Origin of the sequence: Geodermatophilus normandii (assembly GCF_003182485.1) — a bacterium.
Lineage (GTDB): Bacteria > Actinomycetota > Actinomycetes > Mycobacteriales > Geodermatophilaceae > Geodermatophilus > Geodermatophilus normandii.
Map to the genome: position 1 here is coordinate 3,519,906 of NZ_QGTX01000001.1, position 20,903 is coordinate 3,540,808.

The 20,903-nt window shown below is 75.6% G+C and carries 15 protein-coding genes; 12 read left to right on the forward strand and 3 right to left on the reverse strand.

All coding sequences use genetic code 11. The features are described 5' to 3' along the window. Nucleotides 1–70 precede the first annotated feature (70 nt). Entirely contained in the window at nucleotides 71–2,794 is a 2,724-nt protein-coding gene (locus JD79_RS17010; RefSeq protein WP_110006492.1) for a helix-turn-helix transcriptional regulator, read from the reverse strand. A 236-nt stretch (nucleotides 2,795–3,030) separates the two neighbouring features. Here JD79_RS17010 and JD79_RS17015 point away from each other — a divergent pair, with 236 nt between their 5' ends. The 7 genes from JD79_RS17015 to JD79_RS17045 all read left to right on the forward strand — a co-directional run bounded on the left by JD79_RS17015 (nucleotide 3,031) and on the right by JD79_RS17045 (nucleotide 11,704). Beyond that, entirely contained in the window at nucleotides 3,031–4,518 is a 1,488-nt protein-coding gene (locus tag JD79_RS17015; RefSeq protein WP_110006493.1) for an MFS transporter, read from the forward strand. 346 nt (nucleotides 4,519–4,864) lie between these two features. After that, nucleotides 4,865–5,098, forward strand: coding sequence for a heavy-metal-associated domain-containing protein (locus JD79_RS17020; RefSeq protein WP_110006494.1), 234 nt, complete (start codon nucleotides 4,865–4,867; stop codon nucleotides 5,096–5,098). A gap of 35 nt (nucleotides 5,099–5,133) precedes the next feature. Next, nucleotides 5,134–5,601, forward strand: a complete 468-nt coding sequence (locus JD79_RS17025; protein WP_110006495.1) for a hypothetical protein — start codon at nucleotides 5,134–5,136, stop codon at nucleotides 5,599–5,601. Nucleotides 5,602–5,701: 100 nt separating this feature from the next. Then, nucleotides 5,702–6,247 (forward strand): GNAT family N-acetyltransferase, encoded by a 546-nt coding sequence (locus tag JD79_RS17030; RefSeq protein ID WP_110006496.1) that lies wholly within the window; start codon nucleotides 5,702–5,704, stop codon nucleotides 6,245–6,247. A gap of 30 nt (nucleotides 6,248–6,277) precedes the next feature. Continuing rightward, nucleotides 6,278–9,535, forward strand: coding sequence for a heavy metal translocating P-type ATPase (locus JD79_RS17035; protein ID WP_110006497.1), 3,258 nt, complete (start codon nucleotides 6,278–6,280; stop codon nucleotides 9,533–9,535). Between the two features lie 101 nt (nucleotides 9,536–9,636). Further along, complete coding sequence (locus JD79_RS17040) at nucleotides 9,637–10,272, forward strand: GNAT family N-acetyltransferase (protein WP_110006498.1); 636 nt, start codon at nucleotides 9,637–9,639, stop codon at nucleotides 10,270–10,272. 727 nt (nucleotides 10,273–10,999) lie between these two features. Further along, entirely contained in the window at nucleotides 11,000–11,704 is a 705-nt protein-coding gene (locus JD79_RS17045; RefSeq protein WP_211308025.1) for an HAD family hydrolase, read from the forward strand. Nucleotides 11,705–11,708: 4 nt separating this feature from the next. On the opposite strand, the gene JD79_RS17050 is transcribed toward JD79_RS17045, so the two are convergent. Both JD79_RS17050 and JD79_RS17055 read right to left on the reverse strand, forming a co-directional pair. Further along, entirely contained in the window at nucleotides 11,709–12,881 is a 1,173-nt protein-coding gene (locus JD79_RS17050; RefSeq protein WP_110006499.1) for an amidohydrolase family protein, read from the reverse strand. A 522-nt stretch (nucleotides 12,882–13,403) separates the two neighbouring features. Next, on the reverse strand, nucleotides 13,404–14,399 hold the full coding sequence (locus JD79_RS17055; RefSeq protein ID WP_110006500.1) for a RecB family exonuclease: 996 nt from the start codon (nucleotides 14,397–14,399) through the stop codon (nucleotides 13,404–13,406). A gap of 86 nt (nucleotides 14,400–14,485) precedes the next feature. Between JD79_RS17055 and JD79_RS17060 the strand changes: the two genes are divergently transcribed. The 5 genes from JD79_RS17060 (at nucleotide 14,486) to JD79_RS17080 (ending at nucleotide 20,870) form a co-directional block, all read left to right on the forward strand. Further along, entirely contained in the window at nucleotides 14,486–15,415 is a 930-nt protein-coding gene (locus JD79_RS17060) for a tRNA (adenine-N1)-methyltransferase (RefSeq protein WP_281270324.1), read from the forward strand. 144 nt (nucleotides 15,416–15,559) lie between these two features. After that, nucleotides 15,560–17,347, forward strand: coding sequence for a proteasome ATPase (gene arc, locus JD79_RS17065; protein ID WP_110006501.1), 1,788 nt, complete (start codon nucleotides 15,560–15,562; stop codon nucleotides 17,345–17,347). 72 nt (nucleotides 17,348–17,419) lie between these two features. Next, entirely contained in the window at nucleotides 17,420–18,328 is a 909-nt protein-coding gene (locus JD79_RS17070) for a septum formation family protein (RefSeq protein ID WP_110006502.1), read from the forward strand. Nucleotides 18,329–18,380: 52 nt separating this feature from the next. Further along, on the forward strand, nucleotides 18,381–19,886 hold the full coding sequence (dop, locus tag JD79_RS17075) for a depupylase/deamidase Dop (RefSeq protein WP_110006503.1): 1,506 nt from the start codon (nucleotides 18,381–18,383) through the stop codon (nucleotides 19,884–19,886). After that, nucleotides 19,887–20,870, forward strand: coding sequence for an acyl-CoA dehydrogenase family protein (locus JD79_RS17080; RefSeq protein WP_110006504.1), 984 nt, complete (start codon nucleotides 19,887–19,889; stop codon nucleotides 20,868–20,870). Nucleotides 20,871–20,903 lie beyond the last annotated feature (33 nt).

The window sequence follows — 20,903 nt, forward strand, 5'->3', positions numbered from 1 at the left end:
GTGCCGGTCCGCTCACCCGCGGCGCGGATCCGCCGGCGGACCCACCGGGCGGGTCCCGTCCTCCGGGGCGTCAGTCGAGCGGGTGGGCGGCCAGCTCCGTGCGGCTGCTCACCCCGAGCTTGGTGAAGACGTTGCGCAGGTGGAAGTCGACGGTGCGGGGGCTGACGTACAGCTGGGCGGCGACGTCCCGGTTGGCCAGCCCCTGCCTCACCAACCGGGCCACCTGCAGTTCCTGCGGGGTGAGGTCGACGACGGTGGAGACGTCGCGACGGCGGGCGGTCGCCCCGGAGGCCCGCAGCTCCTGCCGGGCACGGTCGGCCCACGGGCGCGCACCGAGGTCCTCGAACGTGTCCAGGGCGGCGCGCAGATGGGGACGGGCGTCGACCCGGCGGCGGCAGCGGCGCAGGAAGGCGCCGTAGGCCAGCTGGGTGCGCGCCCGGTCGGGCCGGCGGTCGGTCCCGGCGTGCGCGGCCAGCGCCTGCTCGAAGTGGCGCTCGGCCGCGGGGCCGTCGGCCAGCAGCGCCCGGCCGTGCTCGGCCACGGCCTGCGCCCAGCCGGAGTCGGTGGCCTCGGCGAAGCCGGCCAGCTCCTCCACCCACTCGCGGGCCAGCTCCGGTCGCGCGGCCCGCACGGCGGCCTCGAGGCGGTCGGTCGCGGCCAGCCGGCGGGTGATCGGGTGGCGGATCTGCTGCAGCTGGTGCAGCGCGCCGGCGGGATCGGCGGCATCGCGCACACCGCGGGCCCAGCGCAGCACGTCGGGCACCACCTCGGCCAGGATCCCGAGCGGGTGGTCGGCGCAGATCCGCTCCGCGTCGGCGAGGTGCTGGTCCACGGTCTCCTCCCCACGCAGCGCGGCCAGCACCGCGAGCCATGCGGTGGGCAGGGCGGCCAGCCCCTGGTGCCCGGACTGCTCCGCCAGCGGCAGCGCCTCGGCGGCCGCGGCGCGGGCCGCGGTCCACCGCCCGCTGGTCAGCTCGGCGAAACCGAGCCGGGCGAGCGAGTAGAGGATCATCAGGACGGCGCCGGTGCTGCGGGCCCGGGCGAGCAGCTGCTCGTGGTAGCGCCGGGTCAGCGCGTCGTCGCCCAGGTACACCGCGGCGATGCCCAGGTTGGGCAGCAGGTCCGAGTCCTCCCCGGCCAGCGCCTCGGCGAGGGCGAAGGCCTCCCTCAACGGCGGCATCGCCACCTGCCAGTCGCCGTGGACGGCGGCGTCGAGGCCGTGCAGCAGGTCGGAGAAGCACCGGGCGCGCAGCGGCGCACCGGGGCCGGGCGCGGGGACCAGGGCAGTGGGGGCGACGGCGCTCCCGGACCGCGCCCCGAACGCGGCGAGCGCCACGGCGAACATCGCCATCTCCCGCGCCCGCTGGGGATCGTGCGGGGCGACCTCCGCGGCGGCCTCGAGCACCATCCGCTGCCCGGTGTGCAACGAGCCCGTGTTCCACTCGATGCGAGCCCGGAGCCGGAGGACGTCCGCGAGCAGCAGCGCGTCGCGAGCCTGCGCCGCGGCGGCCTCGACCAGCGCCCGGGCCCGGGCGGGCTGGGCGGCGAGCCAGGCGCAGCGGGCCGCGGCGTAGAGCCGCTCGGCCTGGGCGTTCCCGGCCGGTGAGAGCTCGGCGGCGCGTTCCCAGGCGGACGCGGCCGCCTCCAGACCCCCGCGTGCCCGGGCCCGCTCGGCGGCGGCGTCGAGCTCGGCGACGACGGCCTCGTCCGGCTCCTCGACGGCGGCGGCGAGGTGCCAGGCGCGCCGGTCGGCCTCTGCTGGGCCGGTCAGCGCGGCGGCGAGCGCGCGGTGCACCCGGCGGCGCTCGGTGCTGGTCGCGGCGCCGTAGACCGCCGAGCGCACCAGCGGGTGCCGGAGGTCGACGGAGGCGTCCTGGACCCGCAGCAGGCCGGAGCGCTCGGCGTCGAGCAGCGCGTCCTCTCCGGCCCCCAGGGAAGAGGCCGCCTGCCGCACGACCCGCGTCCGGCCGGAGTCGTCAGCGGCCGCGACGAGCAGCATCGTCCGGGCCGGCTCGGGCAGCCGCCGGTAGCGGTCGAGGAAGGCGCGTTCGACGCCCTCGGTCAGCGGCAACCGGGCCGGCAACCGCACCCGGCCGGACAGCTGCTCGGACGTCAGGGCCTCGGCGAGCTCCACCAGCGCCAGTGGGTTGCCCCCGGTGCTCGCGACCAGCGCGTCGCGCACGTCCGCGGGGACGGGCACCCCGGCGCGGTCGCCGACCAGCTCTGCGGTCGCCTCGGCGTCGATGCCCCCGAGGGACAGGCGGGGGAGGTCGCCGCTGTCGAAGGTGCGCACGTCGGCGTCGCGGGCGGCGAACACGAGGGCGACCCGCTCGACCTGCAGCCGGCGTGCCACGAACAGCAGCGCCGCGGCCGAGGCGTCGTCGAGCCAGTGCGCGTCGTCGACCACCGCGAGCACCGGGCGGTCCTGCCCGGCGTCCGCGAGCACGCTCAGCGCCGCCAGGAAGACGAGGAAGCGGTCGCCGGGGCCGTCGTCGACCTCACCGAACGCCGCCCGCAGCGCCCGAGCCTGCGGCTGCGGCAGGTGCTGCACGCGGTCGGCCAGGACCGGACGCAGCAGACGCTGCAGCGCGGCGAACGCCAGCGGCGACTCCGATTCCACGCCCTGTGTGCGCAGCAGCGTCATGCCGTCGGCCCGCGCGACCGCGTCCGCCAGCAGCGCCGACTTGCCCACGCCCGGCTGCCCCGTCACCACCAGGGCCCCGCCCCGCCCGGCCCGGGCCTCGTCCACCACCGCCGCGATGGCCTCTCGCTCGCGGTCCCGGCCGGACAACACGGCGAGACCCTAGTCCGATCCGGACGCGATCGAGTCGCTTCCCGGCGCAGGACCCGTCGAGGACGCCGCCCCGCCCCACCGCCCGGGGCGTGTCCGACCGGAGCCGGGGGAGGAGAGCCGGTGCCACCGGCCGCCCCCGCCGGCTCCTCGTCCCGGCGGATCCACCGGCGCGACCCTGCCTCACCGACGGCGACGGTGACGGGCGCACCGAGACCTGCTCTTCCGAGGAGACGACCATGTCGATCCACTCCGCCGCCGAACCGGCGGCGCACGCCCACGCGCACCCCTCACCGCACCCGGCCCCGGCGACCGTCGACGAGCCGCGGCGGCCGTGGACCGTCTTCGGCCTGATGATCGCCGCACAGTTCATGGTGATCCTGGACGTCTCGGTGGTGAACGTCGCGCTGCCGTCGATCAGCCGCTCCCTGCACCTGTCCGCCGCCGACTACCAGTGGACGATCAGCGCCTACGTGCTGCTCTCCGGCGGCCTGCTGCTGCTCGGCGGCCGCATCGCCGACCTGCTGGACCGGCGCGGAGCGTTCCTCGCCGGCATCGGCCTGTTCACCGCGGCGTCCCTCGCCAGCGGCCTCGCGCAGGCGCCGTGGATGCTGGTCCTCGCCCGCGCTGGGCAGGGTGCCGGTGCCGCGCTGCTCACCCCGGCCGCGATGTCGATCATCGTGACGCACTACGCGGGCCGCCAGCGGCAGACCGCCCTCGGCGTCTGGGGCGCGATCGGCAGCCTCGGCATCGCCGCCGGCGTGCTGTTCGGCGGCGCGCTGACCAGCGCGCTCGACTGGCGGGCCGTGTTCTTCATCAACGTGCCGATCGGCGCGGCCGTGGTCCTCGGCACCCTCCGCACCGTCGCCCGGAGCGAGAGGCAGCCGGCCGCCCTCCGCCGGCTCGACGCACCCGGCGCCCTGACCCTGGTAGCCGGGTTGCTCGCGCTAGTCTTCGGCATCGAGGCCACCCGCTCGGCCGGCTGGGGCTCGGCCAGGACCTGGATCGCCCTGGCCGCCGCCGCGATCCTGCTCACGACGTTCGCCCGGCTGGAGCGGCGCGCCGCCGACCCGCTGGTGCCGCCGGCCACCTGGCGGATCCGGTCACTGGTCTCCGCCTCGGCGGTGATGGCCGGCGTGACCGGTGTCGTCGTCGGCGTCATCTTCCTGAGCTCGGTCCACCTGCAGGACGTCACCGGCGCCTCCCCGGTGGTCGCCGGGCTGGAGTTCCTGCCACTGGCCGCCGCGATCACCCTCGCCGCCACGGTCGCGTCGAAGGTCATCTACCGGCTCGGTGCCCGCTCCCTCATCCTCGGCGGCCTGGTCGTCATGGCCGCGGGCGTGCTGCTGCTCGCGGCGAACGCCGGCGGCACCTCCTACGCCGCCGACGTCCTGCCCGGCTTCCTGCTCGTCGGCGCCGGCGTGGGTCCGATGTTCGTCGCCATCGCCATCGCCGCGATGAGCGACGTGCCCGCCGACCGGTCGGGGCTGGCCTCGGGGCTGATGATGACCGGCCACGAGATCGGTGCCGCCCTCGGCGTCGCCGCACTGACCGCCGTCGCCGGCGACCTCACCAGCCGGGCGGGTCTGATCACCGGCTACGGACACGCCTTCGTCGCGACCGCCGGCATCCTCGCCGCGCTGTTCGTGCTCACGGCCCTGGCCGTCCCCGACGGCCGGCCCGCCGTGAGTGCAGGCGCTCACGGCCACGCCGGTCACGGCCACTGAACCGATCCCGGGGCGGTGCGGCGGGAACCCGCCGCACCGCTCCGGGATGACGTCCCCGTCGCGGGGTCGACCGCACCGTCCTCGGGTTCCCCGTCCGGTGTCCGGGCGGTGAGCCGGTCGTCACCGACGGGTGCCCGCACGTCCAGCACGTGACTCCAGGAACCGGCCCCGGCGATCACCTGCTGACCCGCGTGCCGTCGGCCGACCGACCGCCGGCCCCGGACAGCCGGCCGGAGGTCACGACGGCGCACCCGGCGATCCCGGTGATTTCGCCGGTGAGATGCCCGCACCCCGGCGCCGACGCTTCCTCCCGACCGCACCACCACCTGCACCCCGAGGAGTTCCCATGCTGTCCGGTACGCCCCGCACGTTCATCGGCTCGACCACCTTCACCGTCACCGGCATGACCTGCGGGCACTGCCGGCGCGCCGTCACCGAGGAGATCGCCGCCGTCGACGGCGTCGAGTCGGTGACCGTCGACCTGGCCAGCGGCACCGTCACCGTCATCGCCGAGCGCCCCGTGGACCGGGCGGACATCGCCGCCGCCGTCGACGAGGCCGGCTACGCCCTCGTCCCGTGACCCACACCCACCTCGATCCCCACCGGAGACCCGCCGTGTCCACCCCGACGCACGCGCCCGACGCCGCCGCGGCACAGCCCGAGGCCGCGCACTCCGACACCGCGCTCGCCACGCACCACCTGAGCGCCAGGAAGTTCACGATCCACTTCCTCGAGATGGTCGTCGCGATGGCCGTCGGCATGGTGGCCCTGCACCCGGTGTGGACCCTCGTCCTCGACGCCACCGGCGCCACCGGACTGATGCACGACCCCTACACGGGCGCGCTGATCATGGCGACGAACATGACCATCGCCATGTCCGCGTGGATGCGGGTCCGCGGCCACCGGTGGCGGCCCATCGCCGAGATGGGCGCGGCCATGTACGTGCCCTTCCTGGTGCTCTTCGTCCCGCTCGCACTCGGGCTCATCGGCGAGGGCGCCCTGATGCTGTGGGGCCACGTCCTCATGCTCCCGGCGATGGCCGCGGCGATGCTCCTGCGCCCCCACGAGTACGCCCACTGCTGACTCCCGGACGACCGGCACACCGTCCCGTTGCCGCCGGCGCGGCGGGAACGACCCTCCCGCTCCCGCCGCGCCACCGCCACGACCTCCACCGGAGCCGATCATGACCGCTTCCGCAACGACGATCCGCCGGGCCTCCCCGGCCGACGCCGACGACGTCGCCGCGATGGTCGGCGAGATCGCCGCCCACGAGGACCAGGCCGCGCACGTGCACGTCGACTCGGACCGGTGGCGGCGGCTGCTGGCCCGACCCGACGTGATCGTGCTGCTCGCCGAGTGCGACGGAACGGCCGCCGGCTACGTCTCTGCGGTCCGGCGACTGCACCTCTGGACCGGCGGAGACGTGCTCGACCTCGACGACCTCTACGTCCGCCCCTGCCACCGCGACGGCGGCATCGGGCGGCGACTCATGGCCGCCCTCGCCGCCCTCGCCGCGCCCGATCAGCTGCTGATCCGCTGGGGCGTGGAGGTCGACAACGTCGACGCCCAGCGCTTCTACCGCCGCCTCGGCGCCACCCTGCGGCCCACGATCCTCGCCGCCTGGCCCCCCGCCGCGTACCGCTCGCCGGCCGCCGACCACCGACCTCACCGAGAACCTGGTGGAAACGCCGGTTCCGGTCCGGTCCTCACCTCGAACGATCAGCCGTAGCGAACAGCCGTCCGACCCCAGGAGTCCGGGATGACCACCACCGCGCCGTCCGTCGCCGCGGCCAACGAGGTGACCGCCAGCTGCACCCTCGACATCGGCGGCATGACCTGCGCGTCCTGCGTCGGCCGGGTGGAGAGGGCCCTCAACCGGGTGGACGGCGTGGCCGGCGCGGAGGTCAATCTGGCCACCGAGGTCGCCACCGTCCGCTTCGACCCGGCTCAGGCCGGCCTCGAGGACCTGACCGCCGCGGTCGCCCGTGCCGGTTACACCGCCACCCCGCGCCGCGCGGCCCGGCCCGTCGCCGAGGTGCCCGGCGCTGCGACCTCGAGCGAGGGACGAGACGAGGAGGCGCACCTCACCGCGCTGAAGCGGAAGTGGCAGACCACCCTCGCCACCGGCCTCGGTCTGATGGTCCTGATGTACGTGCCCCTGTACCTGGACACGATGGACTGGCTGATGCCGGCCATCCTGGTGGTCGCCACCGTCGTGCAGTCCTGGGCCGGCCGCGACGTCTACCGCGCCGCCTGGGCCGCCGCCCGGCACCGGTCGACGAACATGAACACCCTGGTCGCGCTGGGCACCGGTGTCGCCTACGGCTACAGCGCGTTCGTCACCCTGTGGCCGGCGGCGGCCGAGCGCTGGGGACTGCCGCTGCACGTGTACTTCGAGACCTCGCTGGTGATCCTCGCCCTGGTCCTGGCCGGCCGCTGGATGGAGGCACGGGCCAAGAAGCGCACCGCAGGGGCGATCACCGCCCTGGTCGGCCTCGCGCCGAAGACCGCGCGGGTGCTGCGCGACGGCGCGGAGGTCGACGTCCCGGTGGAGCAGTTGCTCGTCGGCGACCTGGTGCGGGTGCGGCCGGGGGAGAAGGTGCCGGTCGACGGCGTCGTGACCGACGGCACCACCGCGGTCGACGAGAGCATGCTGACCGGCGAGAGCCTGCCGGTGGACAAGGCCGTGGGCGACACGGTCATCGGCGCGACGCTGAACCGCACCGGCACGGTGGTGTTCCGGGCCACCGCGGTCGGCACCGACACCGCCCTGGCGCAGATCGTGCGGCTGGTGGAGGACGCGCAGGGCGCGAAGGTGCCGATGCAGCGGCTGGCCGACCGGGTGTCGGCCTGGTTCGTGCCGATCGTCCTGGGACTGGCCGCAGCCACGTTCCTCGCCTGGGCGGTCCTCGGCCCGGACACCGGGCGGATGACGATGGCGATCACCACGACGATCGCGGTGCTGATCATCGCCTGCCCGTGCGCGCTGGGGCTGGCCACACCGACCGCGGTCATGGTCGGCACCGGCCGTGCGGCTGAGCTCGGCATCCTCATCGGCAACGGGGATGCGCTGGAGACCGCCCGCCGGGTCACCGCCGTCGTCCTGGACAAGACCGGCACCATCACCCGCGGCCGGCCCGCCCTGACCTCGGTGACCACGGTGGGCGGCTGGGCCGAGGACGACGTCCTGGCCCTGGTCGCCGCCGCGGAGACCGGCAGCGAGCACCCCGTCGGCGAGGCGATCGTGGCCGCCGCCGAGGCACGTGGGCTGTCCCTGTCGGCGCTGCGCTCCTTCGACGCCGTCCCCGGCCACGGCATCGACGCGGTCGTCGGCGACCGGACCGTGCACGTCGGCAACCAGGCGCTGATGACCGCGCGCGGCGTCGACACGGCCCCGTTGACGTCGGTCGCCGCGACCGCCGCCGCCGCGGGGCAGACGCCGATGTTCGCCGCCGTCGACGGACGGCCGGCCGCCGTCCTCGCCGTCGCCGACACCGTCAAGCCGGAGTCGGGCGAGGCGGTGGCGCAGCTGCAGGCACTGGGCGTGCAGGTCTGGATGCTGACCGGCGACAACGCCGCCACCGCGCAGGCGATCGCCGGCCGGGTCGGCATCGGGCACGTCCTCGCGGAGGTGCTGCCGGCGGACAAGGCGGCGAAGGTCCGCGAGCTGCAGGCACGGGGGCACGTCGTGGCGATGGCCGGTGACGGCGTCAACGACGCGGCCGCCCTGTCGGCCGCCGACGTCGGCATCGCGATCGGCACCGGTGCGGACGTCGCCATCGCCGCCTCCGACGTCACCCTGGTCGGCGGTGACCTGCGCGGGATCGTCTCGGCGATCGCCCTGTCCCGGCGCACCGTCACCACGATGAAGCAGGGCCTGGGGTGGGCCTTCGGCTACAACCTGCTGCTCGTCCCGGTCGCTGCCGGCGCGCTGTACTGGTGGAACGGGCTGCTGCTGGACCCCGTGCTGGCCTCCGCGGCGATGGCGATGAGCTCGGTCAGCGTGGTCACCAACGCGCTGCGGCTGCGCCGGTTCCGACGCCCGGCCACGGTGACCGAGATCCTGCACCCGCCGGTGCGGGCCCGGGTCGGCCAGTACGCCTACCTGACCGGCGTCGCTGCCGTCGCCCTGGCGCTGGGCGCCGGCCTGACCGCGGTGAGCCGGATGGACGTCGCCGGGCGCGGCATGAACGGCACGCTGGCCTGGGTGCAGGGCACCGGCATGCCGATGCGCCCGGCGATGAGCGAGATGATGACCGCCGAGGTGCCACCGACCGACGCCGCCGACGCCGGAGTCGACGTCCGCCTCGACGTGCCCACCGCCGTGCGCCCGGGGGAGCCGGCGCGTGTGCTCGCCACCGTCGTCGACAGCGCCAGCGGCGAGCCGGTCGAGGACCTCACCCGCAGCCACGAGGCGTGGATGCACCTCATCGCCACCCGCGAGGACCTCGGCACGTTCGCCCACGTCCACCCCCGGCCGACCGGCCGACCCGGAGAACTGGCCGTGGACCTCACGTTCCCGACCGCCGGCCGGTACGTCGTCAACACCGAGTTCCGCCGTCAGGGCCAGATGAGCGACGTCCACCAGCGGCAGGTGGTCACCGTGGCCGGCGCCGCGCCGGCGCCGGTCCTGCTCGCCGCCGGGCCGCGCGCGGTGGTCGTCGACGGCGTGCGCGTCGAGCTCGAGGGCGACGTCGAGGCCGGGGGTGTCAGCGACCTGGACCTCACGGTCACCGACGCCGTCACCGGGCGGCCGGTCGACGACCTGCAGCCCTACCTGGCCGCCGCCGGACACGTCGTCGTGATGCGCGCCGACGGGCGGACCTTCGCCCACGAGCACGCCGAGGTGACCGACGAGACCGGTCGGCCGGTCTTCGCCCTCCCCGGCCGGACCTTCGGCCCCGAACTCGACGTCCACGCCGAGTTCCCCACCGCCGGGACGTACCGGCTGTGGGCCCAGTTCCGCCTCGCCGACGGGGACGTCATCACGGTCCCGTTCACCGTCCAGGCGACCTGAGCCCACGCCCGGCCGCCCGCATGCCGGGCACCGGCCATGCGGGCAGCGGCACGGGGACCGACCCCGGGCCGCCAGGCCCCTCGACACGGCTGGAGGAACGGATGACACTGCACGTGCGCCCGGCGCAGCCCGACGACGTCCCCGCCGCCGCCGACGTCCTCGCCGACGCCTTCGCCGACCACCCCTGGACCCGGTGGACCGTCGGGGCCGACGCCCACGCCCAGCGGCTCACCCGGCTCTTCCGCCTCGACCTCGGCACCATCGCCCTGCCGTACGGGCACGTCGACATCGGCACGACCCCCGAGGGCCCGGCCACCGTCGCCGTCTGGCTGCCCGGTGCCGCGGTCCCCGGGGACGTCTGGGCCGAGGTCGGGGCGGCGTCGGTCGAGCTCGCCGGCAGCCGGGCGGCCGCCGCGGCCGCCGCCGAGGCGGTACTGGCGCCGCGCCGGTCGAGCGAGGAGCACCTGCTCCTGGCAAGTGTGGGAGTCGTGCGGCACCTGCAGGGACGCGGGCTGGGCACGGCGACTCTCGCGCCCGGCCTGGACCGCGCCGACCGCGAGGGGTTGCCGGTGCGCCTGGAGACCAGCGCCGAGGCCACCGTGCACCTCTACCGGCGGCTGGGCTTCGCCGTGACCGACGTCGTCGACCCGCCCGACGGCGGCCCGCGCACCTGGCTGATGCGTCGCGGATCCTGCGGGACGCGGCGGAGTCGGGCCCCGGAGGACGGCGCTCCCTGAGTCGGGGATCGCACGGTGGGCCACCCATCCCGACCGCGGGGTCGACGGCGGGTCGGGGCCCGACGGACGAGCGGGGCCGTCAGGGCCGGCCGAGAGCGCGCGTGCGGTCGATGCGTGAGCGGTCCACCCGCACGGTCGTCGGCTGCAGTCGGCTCGGTACAGGCGCCGGAAGGGGAGCTCCCGAACGTGGAGACGCTGGTGGCCGGCTGACCGGAGGAGGACCGCGGAACCGGCATCCTGCGGGAGGGACGGTGGCGAGCCCCGAGCGGCGCGGTCGTCACGGCCTGGCCCGCTGGTACGCGCGGTCCCGGGATCCCTCGGGCGCTCAGGTGGTGCTCCGACCGCACGGTGGACACCGAGCGCCACCCCGCCACGGTGGAGGCGTCGGCGCTCACCGGCGCTGCATCGACGCCGAGCGGGCGTCGATCACCTCCGCGGAGCTCGCCGAGGAGCACGGGGCAGCGCACGCACCGTTGCCCGCCGCGGACAGCACGCGGGTGGGCACACGGTCGCGCGTGGTCTCCCGCGGGGTCCGCGTCGTCACCGTCTCACGCCGGCTGGGACACTCGGACGCGGAGGTCGCCCGACCCGCGAGCACGCCTGCGTGGAGCCCGACGACGTGCTGAGCACGCGCGCGGCGATGGCCGGGATCCTGTCCACGATCGATCCGGACGTGCACCCGTCGTGCAGCCCGGGAGACGTCCGAGTAGGGGAAACCACAGGTCAGATGCCGAACCACCTCGCCGCAGTCATGTTCGACATGGACGGCACGCTGGTCGAGTCCGAGCAGCACTGGGGCGAGGCGCTGTTCGCCCTGGCCCGACGCCTGGGCGGGGAACTCAGCGGGCCCGCGCGCGAGGCGACCGTCGGCACCAGCATGGCGACCTCGATGCGCATCCTGCAGGCCGACCTCGGCATCGAGCGCAGCCCCGGGGACACCCGCGCGGACATCGCCTGGGTGGAGGACGCGGTGGCCGGCCTGCTCGCCGCCGAGCTGCACTGGCGGCCCGGAGCGCGGGAGCTGCTGGCCGACGTCCGCGCGGCCGCGCTGCCCACGGCCCTGGTGACGACGACGCCGCGCCGGCTGGCCGAGCTGGTCGTCGCGCAGATCGAGGCCGCGTTCCCCGACGTGCCGCCGTTCGACCTCACCGTCTGCGGCGACGAGGTGCCCGCGCGCAAGCCCGATCCCGCGCCCTACCTGCAGGCCGCCGAGGCCCTGGGCGTCGACCCGGCGGACTGCGTGGTCGTCGAGGACTCGGGAGCCGGGGTCACGGCCGGCCTGGCCGCCGGGTGCGCCGTCCTCGGCGTGCCCTCGCTGCAGCCGCTGGCCCCGGCGCCGGGCCTGGTCCTGCGCGGCACCCTCGCCGGGGTCGGCGTCGCGGACCTGGAGCGACTGGTCCTCGACCGGCAGGCCGCCGCGCCCCGCTCCTGAGCGCTCAGGTCCCGACCTCCCGGCCGCGGGACACGACCAGCCGCACGCGCAGCAGCGCCGTGACGTCGGCCGTGGGGTCGCCATCGACGAGCAGCAGGTCCGCGTCGAGCCCCGGCGCGAGCCGGCCGGTGCGCCTCGCCAGCCCGCACGCGTCCGCCGCCGCGCCGGTCGCCGTCCGGAGGGCCTCGGGAGCCGGCACGCCGCCGCCGGCCAGCGAGGCCACGGCCTCCGGGAGGATCCCGTGCGGCTTGCCCGGGGCGATGCCGGCGTCGACCCCGCTGACGATCCGCACGCCGGCGCGGTGCAGCCGGGCGGCCTCCTCGGCGCGCGCCTGCTCGGTGAGGCCCAGCCGGTCGATCAGCGCCTGCACCCGCGGCGGCGGGACGGTTCCGGGCGCGAGGCCCAGGGTCGGGCAGACGGCGGTGCCCGCCCGGGCGAGCTGCCCCGCCAGCGCCGGCGGGACGCCCCAGCCGGTGGCGGTCAGCCCGGTGCAGTGCTCGATGCCGTCCACCCCCGCGGCCAGCACCTGCCGGACGGCGCCGAGGGCGTGCGCGTGCGCGGTCACCGGCAGGCCGAGCCGGTGGGCCTCCTCGACCACGGCGTGCACCTCGGCCGAGGTGAACTGGCAGGCGGCCATGTCCGTGCCGGCCGTCATCGCGCCGCCGCTGGCCATCAGCTTGACGACGCCGGCGCCGCGCTCGGCGCGCTCGCGCACGGCGGCCCGCAGGGCGTCGACGCCCGCGGTCGCCCCGCCCATCGACGCGCAGTGGCCCGCGGGGGAGGTGATCGGCGGCCCGGAGGCGACCACGGTCGGGCCCGGCCCCGGCGCCCGCTCGACGACCGCCCAGCCGACGTCGCCGAGGTCCCGCACCGCCGTGACGCCGGCGGCCAGGTGCTCGGCGAGCGACGCGGTGACGATCGCGTCGACCTGGTCCCGGGAGAGCTCGTCCAGCTGGTCGAGCGCCCGCGGCCCGCTGTCCCCGCAGAGGTGCACGTGCGCGTCGACGAGCCCGGGCAGCAGCGTCGTCCCGGGCAGGTGGGTGAGCGGCACGTCCGCGGGCGGTGCGGACGCGGCCGGTTCGACGGCGAGGATGCGGTCGTCGTCGACGAGGACCAGGGCGCCGTCGGGCAGGACGCGGTCCCCGTCGAAGGCGCGGTCGGCCCGGTAGGCGTGCACGTGGGCCTCCTCGGTACGGGACGAGACGGCCGATGCTGGGCGCGGGACGCCGCCCGGTCGAGGGGACCTGGCGCGTACCGGTGGTCGACCGGCCACGGCGGGCGGGCCGGTGAGCACCCGGCGCCGGCCGCGGACACGGCCGGCGCGGGGCAGGCCCTCGACGCGGGACACCCGGCGCTCGGACGGCGCCGTCCGCAGCAGCGCCGCACCCCTGCGGCGGCCCGAGGACCGGCAGCGCGCGGCCGCCGACCGCGTCCGCCCGGCGGCGACCGTTATCCCCAACTACACGCCGACCGGATGTCGGACCAGGGGAGGCCTCCGGCCTCACAGCGGGCTGCGCGCACGGCACCGCCCTCAGCGCAGCGGCTCACGGCAGAGGACCGGGTGCGCCCCCGGCCGTCCGGGTGGCGGACCGGGGAGGGGAGCCCGCGCGGCTCCACCGTCCCCTCGGTGACGGGGAGGCTGCTGCTCGTCGTCGGCGTGGTCCTCGCGGTCTCGGGGACCGGCTGACCGCCCGGGACGTCAGTCCCGCTCGACGACCGGCAGCGTCGCCCAGCCGGCCTTGGCGGCCGCCTCGGCGGGGAACGGCGGGGGAGTGCCGCCGAAGGAGGGGCACAGCGCCTGGTGGTCGCACCAGTCGCACAGCCGGGTCCGGTTGGGCCGGAAGTCGCCGGTGGCCACCGCCCGCTCGATCGCCGCCCAGATGGCCAGCAGCGTCCGCTCGAACCGGACCAGCTCGCCCTCCTCCGGGGCGTAGGTGAGCGCGTCGCCGTCGCCGAGGTAGATGAGCTTGAGCTGGCTGGCCACGACGCCGCGGGTGCGCCACAGCACCAGGGCGTAGAACTTCATCTGGAACAGCGCCTTGGACTCGAACGCCTCACGCGGCATCGAGCCGGTCTTGTAGTCGACCACCCGCAGCGCGCCGTTGCGGGCGACGTCGAGCCGGTCGACGTACCCGCGCAGCAGCAGCCCGTCGGGCAGCGTGACCTCCACCAGCTGCTCGCGGCCCTCCGGCTGGATGCGGGTCGGGTCCTCCAGGCGGAAGTAGGTCTCCACCAGCTTCCCGGCCGACTCCAGCCAGGACTCCAGCGACGGCGGCTCCCGGCCCTCCTCCGCCGCGGTGAACAGCGCCTCGACCTCCGGGTCGGCGCGCAGCTCGTCCCACGCCGGGGTCACCAGCTCACGCGCCGCCTCGACGGTCCGCTGCGCCGGCGGGAGGTCGTAGAGCCGCTCCAGGACCGAGTGCACCAGCGTGCCCCGCACCGCGGCGGCGCTCTTCTTCTCCGGCAGCCGGTCGATGGTGCGGAAGCGGTAGAGCAGCGGGCAGGTCTTGAAGTCGGCCGCCCGGCTCGGGGACAGCGAGGGCCGGCGAGGTGCCCGCTCCCCGTCCCCGGGGGCCGGCTCGCCGCCGTCGGACGCCGTGTCGGGGGAGACCGACCCCAGCTGCGCCGGATCCACCTGCGCCGGGTCCACCTGCGCCGGGTCCACCTGCGCCGGGTCCTGCGCCACTGCCGTCATGTCCCCGAGGTTAGGTCGCCCCTCCGACAGTTCCGAGTGCCCGCGCCGGGAGGGGCCGCCGTCCCGCTCGCCTAGGCTGGCCGCCCGTGGACCCGCAGCCCGAGCCCAGCCAGACCGCGTCGAGCGCAGCACCGGCGCCGGCCGCCGACCCGGTGCCCGCGGGCGGGGAGCAGCCGGCCGACGTCGCCGCACCCGTGCCCGGCGCGTTCGCCGTCGGCGACCGGGTGCAGCTCACCGACCCCAAGGGCCGGCTGCACACCGTCGTCCTCGAGCCCGGCAAGCAGTTCCACACCCACCGCGGCGCCATCGCGCACGACGACCTCATCGGCGCCCCCGAGGGCTCGGTCGTGCACTCCACCGCGAACACCGGCTACCTGGCGTTCCGCCCGCTGCTGGCCGACTTCGTGCTCTCCATGCCCCGCGGCGCCCAGGTCATCTACCCCAAGGACGCCGCCCAGATCGTCGGCAGCGGCGACGTCGGCCCCGGCATGCGGGTGCTCGAGGCCGGCGCCGGCTCCGGCGCGCTGACCTGCTCCCTGCTGCGCGCCGTCGGGGAGTCCGGGCGGGTCACCAGCTACGAGCGACGCGAGGACTTCGCCGACGTCGCCCGCGCCAACGTGGGCGCCTTCTTCGGCGGCGTCCCCGCCCACTGGGACCTGCGCCTCGGCGACCTCGCCGACCACCCCGCCGAGGAGGTCGTCGACCGCGTCGTCCTCGACATGCTCGAGCCCTGGGCCGTGCTGCCCACCGTCGCCGCCGCGCTGCGCCCGGGCGGCGTGCTCGTGGGCTACGTGGCGACGGTCACCCAGCTGTCCACCTACGTCGAGGCGCTGCGCGCCCAGGGTGTGTGGACCGAGCCGTACGCGTGGGAGTCGCTGGTCCGCCCGTGGCACGCCGTGGGCCTGGCCGTGCGCCCGGAGCACCGGATGGTCGCCCACACCGCGTTCCTCGTGACGGCCCGCCGGCTGGCCGAGGGGACCGTCGCCCCCATGCGCCAGCGCCGCCCCCAGAAGTAGCGCTGACGGCCCCTCTACAGCACCGCCGACCGGGCCGCGAGGCGGCGGGAACGGGGGCGCCACGGTCCGCGCGAGCCCCCGGCACGGTGTCGGTCGGCGTGTATAGATTTGCCTCCTGGCTCCACCGAAGTGCGGAGGTGCGCGATGGGCCCCGGTCCTGCAAGCGGTCCCGACGAGTTCCGAGCGCGGCGCGAGCGTGACGTCTCGGCCCTGCTCTCCCAGATCTCCTACCTCGAGGAGGAGATCGGTCTGCTGCGCCGCAAGGTGGCCGACAGCCCCCGGCACGTGCGGGCGCTGGAGGAGCGGATCGCCGAGGCGGAGGGCCGCGCGGCCTTCCTCTCCGAGCGCAACGACAAGCTGGCCGGAACGCTGCGCGACGCGCGCGAGCAGCTGGTGACGCTCAAGGAGGAGATCGACCGGCTCGGCCAGCCGCCGTCGGGCTACGGCGTCCACCTCGGCCGCCACGACGACGGCACCGTCGACGTCTTCACCGGCGGGCGCAAGCTGCGCGTCTCGGTGTCCCCGGCGGTCGAGGTCGAGGACCTGCGGCCCGGCCAGGAGGTCATGCTCAACGAGGCCATGAACGTCGTCGAGGCGCTCGGCTTCGAGAAGCAGGGCGACGTCGTCATGCTCAAGGAGCTGCTCGAGCCGATCGACGGCGTCACCCAGCGCGCGCTGGTCATCGGCCACACCGACGAGGAGCGGGTCGTCTACCTGGCCGACTCCCTCAGCGACCAGCCGCTGCGGGTCGGGGACTCGCTGCTGCTGGAGTCGCGGTCGGGCTACGTCTACGAGCGGATCCCCAAGAGCGAGGTCGAGGAGCTCGTCCTCGAGGAGGTCCCCGACATCGACTACACCGACATCGGCGGGCTGGCCCGGCAGATCGAGCAGATCCGCGACGCCGTCGAGCTACCGTTCCTGCACGCGGACCTGTTCCGCGAGTACGAGCTGCGCCCGCCGAAGGGGATCCTGCTCTACGGCCCGCCCGGCTGCGGCAAGACGCTGATCGCCAAGGCGGTCGCCAACTCGCTGGCCAAGAAGGTCGCCGCCGTGCGCGGCGAGGGCGTCAACCAGGCCAAGAGCTACTTCCTCAACATCAAGGGCCCGGAGCTGCTCAACAAGTACGTCGGCGAGACCGAGCGGCACATCCGGCTGGTGTTCCAGCGCGCCCGCGAGAAGGCCAGCGAGGGCACGCCGGTCATCGTGTTCTTCGACGAGATGGACTCGATCTTCCGCACCCGCGGGTCGGGCGTGTCCAGTGACGTCGAGTCGACGATCGTCCCGCAGCTGCTCAGCGAGATCGACGGCGTCGAGGGCCTGGAGAACGTCATCGTCATCGGCGCATCCAACCGCGAGGACATGATCGACCCGGCGATCCTGCGGCCCGGCCGGCTCGACGTGAAGATCAAGATCGAGCGGCCCGACGCCGAGGCCGCCCGCGACATCTTCAGCAAGTACCTGCGTCCCTCGCTGCCGATCAGCGCCGACGACCTCGCCGAGAACGGCGGCAACCGCGAGGCCACCATCGCGGCGATGATCCAGCGCACGGTCGAGCGGATGTACACCGAGAGCGAGGAGAACCGCTTCCTCGAGGTGACCTACGCCAACGGTGACAAGGAGGTCCTGTACTTCAAGGACTTCAACTCCGGGGCGATGCTGCAGAACATCGTCGACCGGGCCAAGAAGATGGCGATCAAGGAGCGCCTGGAGACCGGCGTCAGCGGTCTGCGGGTCAGCCACCTCATGCAGGCCTGCGTCGACGAGTTCAAGGAGAACGAGGACCTGCCCAACACCACCAACCCCGACGACTGGGCGCGCATCTCGGGGAAGAAGGGCGAGCGGATCGTCTACATCCGCACGCTCATCAGCGGCAAGGGCAGCGAGTCCGGCCGGGCCATCGACACGGCCACCAACACCGGCCAGTACCTCTGAGCCCACCCCGGTCGCCCCGCCCCCGCGGGGCGGCCGGGGCCCGGGCAGGCGGACGTCCGGAGGAGCCACGGCATGCCGACAGCACGGGGGTGCGGGCACCGGTGTCCCGGCCGTGCGGCCGGGGTCCTCGCGGCCGCTGTCGCCGTCGTCCTGTCCGGGTGCAGCACCACCGTCGGCGGTGAGGCCTACTTCGCCGGCCTCGAGCAGGCCAAGCCGACCGTGCCGCCCGCCCCGCCGGGCAGCACCGACCCGGCGGCCCCGCCGCTGACCGGGACCTGCTGGCAGCTCGCCGAGGGCCAGGAGGAGACGCCGCTGCAGCCGCCGGAGCAGGTGGAGTGCTCCGGCGACCACGACGCCGAGACCGCGGTGGTGGGCGACAGCGGTCTGGGCGAGGAGGACCCGCGTCCCACCGAGGCCGACCTCGACGACGCGAACAGCCCGGTGAGCCGGGCGCTGGCCGACCTGTGCGGCCTCGACGTCGTCCGCGAGTACCTCAGCGGCGACGAGCTCGACGACCCCTACGCCTACGTCGCCGGCTACCTGCCCGACGAGGAGCAGTGGGCGGCCGGCGCCCGCTGGGCCCGGTGCGACGTGTACTACGGCTACGACGCGCCGGAGACGGTGCCCGGCGTCCTGCAGGGCGCCCTCGCCGGCGGCGACGACGCGTTCCGCGCCTGCTTCGCCGGGGTGGTCACCGACTACACGGTGGTGCCGTGCTCGCAGCCGCACGAGGCCGAGCCCGTGGGCACCGAGGTCGCCCCGCTGCCGGAGGACCCGCCCTATCCCGACGAGGCGGCCCGCCGGTCGCTCGTCGGGAGCTGCACGGGGCCGGCGCAGGAGTACGGCGGCGGGGAGGTCCCCCACGGCTACGCCGTCGACGTGTGGCTCGACACCCCCGACGAGTGGACGGAGGCCGCCTTCGCCCGGTGCGTGCTCGTCCCCGCAGGGGGCGGCCGGACGACGGCGTCGGTGCGTCCCTGAGGCCGTCCGGGCGCCCCGGGCCGCCCGGCGCGCGACGCCTAGGCTCGGTTCCATGAGCGCGCGCCGGGTCATGGGGACCGAGGTCGAGTACGGCATCTCGGTGCCCGGGCAGCCCACCGCCAACCCGACGACCCTGTCCAGCCAGGTGGTCAACGCCTGGGCCGTGGCCGATGCACCGACCCGCCGCCGCCCGCGCTGGGACTTCGAGGAGGAGTCGCCGCTGCGCGACGCCCGCGGCTTCGACCTCTCCCCGGCCAGCGCGCTGGACCACACCGACCTCGACGAGGACTCGGGGATGGCCAACGTCATCCTCACCAACGGCGCCCGGCTCTACGTCGACCACGCGCACCCGGAGTACTCGACGCCGGAGGTCACCAACCCCCGCGACGTCGTCCTCTGGGACAAGGCCGGTGAGCGGGTGATGGCCGAGGCGGCCCGTCGCGCCGCCCGCATCCCGGGCACGAGTGCGATCCAGCTGTACAAGAACAACACCGACGGCAAGGGCGCCAGCTACGGCGCCCACGAGAACTACCTGATGGACCGGCGGACGCCGTTCATCGACATCATCCGCGGGCTCATCCCGTTCTTCGTCACCCGCCAGGTCTTCGCCGGCGCCGGGCGGGTGGGCATCGGCCCCGAGGGCCGCACCCAGGGTTTCCAGCTCTCCTCGCGCGCGGACTTCTTCGAGGTCGAGGTCGGCCTGGAGACGACGCTCAAGCGGCCGATCATCAACACCCGCGACGAGCCGCACGCCAACCCCGACGAGTACCGCCGGCTGCACGTGATCATCGGCGACGCCAACCTCGCGGAGCTGTCGACCTACCTCAAGGTCGGGACGACGTCGCTGGTGCTGGCGATGATCGAGGCGCGGGCGCTGACCGAGGACCTGTCGATCGAGGAGTCGGTCGCCACGCTGCAGGCGGTCAGCCACGACCCGTCGCTGACCACGCTGGTGCGGCTGCGCGACGGGCGCCGGATGACCGCGATCGACGTCCAGCGCGCCTACCTCGACCAGGCCGAGCGGTTCGTCGACCGCGGCGGGGAGGCCGACGAGCAGACCGCCGACGTGCTGCGCCGCTGGGCCGAGGTGCTCGACGACCTCGCCACCGACCCGATGCGGCTGGCCGACCGGCTGGACTGGCCGGCCAAGCTGCGGCTGCTCGAGGGCTACCGCTCCCGCGACGGCCTGTCCTGGGGCGACTCGCGCCTGCAGCTGGTGGACCTGCAGTACTCCGACGTGCGGCCGGAGAAGGGGCTCTACCACCGGCTGGTGGCGCGCGGCTCCATGCAGCGGCTGCTCACCGACGAGGAGGTGACCCGCGCGATGGTCACCCCGCCGTCCGACACCCGGGCCTTCTTCCGCGGCGAGTGCCTGCGGCGCTTCCCGGCGCAGGTGGCCGCGGCGTCGTGGGACTCGGTGGTGTTCGACCTCGGGCGGGAGAACCTCGTGCGCATCCCGACGATGGAGCCGCTGCGCGGCACCCGCGACCACGTGGGCCTGCTGTTCGAGTCGACGTCGAGCGCGCAGGAGCTGGTCGACACCATCACCGGCGGCTAGGTGACCTCGCCGGTCGCGGTGGCGCGGGGGCTGGCCGCCGCGGTGCTGGCGCCCGCGGCGGCGGAGGTGGACCGCAGCGGGGTCCTCCCGCGCGGGCACCTCGACGCGCTGGCCGACGCCGGGCTCTACGGCCTCATCGGGCCGGCCCACGCCGGGGGCCTGGGCGCCGACCTCGGCACCTTCGCGGCCGTGGTCGAGGAGCTGGCCGCCGGTGACCTGGCCGCCGCGTTCGTCTGGCTGCAGCACCACGGCGTGGTGGGCCGCGTGGCGGCGGCCGGCTCGGACCCCGGCCTGCTGGCCGGGCTGTGCCGCGGTCGCGTGCGGGCGGGCATCGCGCTGCAGGCGGCCACCCGTCCCGACGCCGCGCCGGTGACCGTGCGGCGCGACGTTTCGGACCTCGTGCTCGACGGCGCGGCCCCGTGGGTGACCGGGTGGGGGCTGCTCGACCTGCTGCTGGTGGCCGCGCGCGACGGGGACGACGTCGCGTTCGTCCTGGTGGACGCGGTCGAGGGGCCGACGCTGGCGGTGCTGCCGCAGTCGCTGGTGGCCGTGCAGGCGAGCGCCACGGTGGAGCTGCGGCTGACCGGTCACCGCGTGCCGTCCGCCCGGCTCGTCGGGCGGACGCCGCTGGCCGCGGTCCGCGCCGGCGACGCCGCCGGGCTGCGGCTCAACGGGTCGCTCGCGCTGGGCCTGGTCCTGCGCTGCACCCGGCTGCTCGGTCCCTCACCCCTGGACGACGACCTCGGCGCCGCGCGGGCCCGGCTGGACGCCGCCGGTCCCGGGGAGCTGCCGGACGCCCGGGCGGAGGCCGCGGCCCTCGCCCACCGGGCGTCCGGGGCGCTGGTCGTCGCCACCGGCAGCGCCGCCGTGCGCGCGGGCAGCGTGGCGGAGCGGACGGCGCGCGAGGCGCTGTTCCTGCTCGTGTTCGGCTCCCGGCCGGCGATCCGGGCGTCGCTGAGAGCGCGGCTCGGCGCGGCCGGCTGAACCCGCCGGGTGTCGGTACCTGCGGGTAGTTTC